Origin of the sequence: Lentzea sp. NPDC051208, from assembly GCF_040682435.1 — a bacterium.
In the GTDB taxonomy this organism is placed as follows: domain Bacteria; phylum Actinomycetota; class Actinomycetes; order Mycobacteriales; family Pseudonocardiaceae; genus Lentzea; species Lentzea kristufekii.
Genome location: NZ_JBFBAW010000046.1, coordinates 1 through 1,523 on the forward strand (window position 1 = coordinate 1; position 1,523 = coordinate 1,523).

2 pseudogenes are annotated in these 1,523 nt (G+C 67.4%); both read left to right on the forward strand.

Annotated elements, in window-relative coordinates:
- Nucleotides 1-245: 245 nt before the first annotated feature.
- Nucleotides 246-816, forward strand: a pseudogene (locus AB0M48_RS45465) (cation-translocating P-type ATPase C-terminal domain-containing protein); the annotation flags it as partial.
- An 88-nt stretch (nucleotides 817-904) separates the two neighbouring features.
- Nucleotides 905-1,423: pseudogene (locus AB0M48_RS45470) on the forward strand (DoxX family membrane protein); the annotation flags it as partial.
- Nucleotides 1,424-1,523 lie beyond the last annotated feature (100 nt).

The window sequence follows — 1,523 nt, forward strand, 5'->3', positions numbered from 1 at the left end:
ACGACCCACGGCCCTATATCTGGACCAAGACCGCCGACCAGATCCTCGACTCCATCGCACGCTACTGCACACGAATTAACAACTCAGGACACTAGGTCCCTGGGTCCGCTGCTGCGCGCTGGTGATGCTCGCAGCCATGGCGACCACGACTGCGACTGAGCCCGACAGCGATCCGCGGGAACCGCTGGACCGGCTGTTCCGGGGCCTGCGACGAGGCGACCGGATTGTCTGGTCGCGAGGCGGCTGTGTTGCAGATCCTGGCGATCGATCTCGGTACCGAAACCCTGCCCGCGCTCGCCCTCGGTCGCGAACCGGCCGAGGCGGGCCTCCTGACACGACCGCCACGTCGCCGCGGCGAAGGTGTCATCGATCGCCAGATGCTCTGGCGTGCATGGGGACTGCTCGGCGGCGTGTCCGTGGTGCTGGTGCTCGGCGGGTTCTTCCTCACCCTGATCACGGGTGGATGGTCGCCGGGTGATCCGGTCGGTGAGGGCGCGGCTCCGCACAACGTGTGGGTGCAGGCCACCACCATGTCGTTCCTCGCATCATCGCCTGCCAGCTCGGCACCGCTTTCGCGTCCCGCACTCAGTACGCGTCGCTACGGTCGATCGGTGTCTTCAGCAATCGGCTGCTGCTGTGGGGCATCGCGTTCGAGGTCGTGTTCGCAGCCGCGGTGGTGGCTGTTCCCGCTCTGCAGAACGTTTTCGGCACCGCGGTTCCGCCTGTGGAGCACCTGGCTTTGCTCGTCACCTTCCCGGTGATCGTGTGGGGGGTGCGGACGAGCTGTGGCGCTGGTACCACCGCGGCAGGTCATGACGTCCCGGCTGAACCGGGACCAAGGGCTGCGTTCGCAGGCGACGTTCACGACAAGACTCGAAGTAGAAGAACTTCTTGGGAGGTAATGATGTCCGCTGTCCACGCTCCTGCGCGCACCCAAGCCGAAACGGGCGCCATGGCCCTCGCGGTGCTACGCATCGCGACCGGGCTGCTGTTCCTCTGGGCGTTCGTCGACAAGGCGTTCGGTCTGGGCTACGCGACACAGCCCAAGAACGCCTGGTTCGAGGGTGGATCGCCGACGAAGGGCTTCCTCAGCCGGGTCGCCGTCGGGCCGTTCGAGTCGTTGTTCCACGACATCGCCGGCGCGTGGTGGGCCGACCTGCTCTTCATGGCCGGCCTGTTCGCGGTCGGTGTGGCCCTGGTGCTCGGCATCGGCCTGCGGATCGCGGCCATCAGCGGCACGCTGATGATGCTGCTCATGTGGGTCGCCGAATGGCCGCCGGCGCAGCACACATCGGCCGGTGAGCCGACGATGTCGACCAACCCGCTCATCGACTACCACATCATCTACGCCCTCGTGCTGATCGCGCTGGCCGTCACGGCATCGGGAGCCACCTGGGGTCTGGCTCGCTGGTGGAACGCCCTGCCGGTCCTGCGCGCCACCGCGGGCCTGGTCACCCACATGACCGTGCCGCCGTCCATCCTGGACCGCTACGCCCCCGCCGACTTCCCGGCGCTGCGCGTGG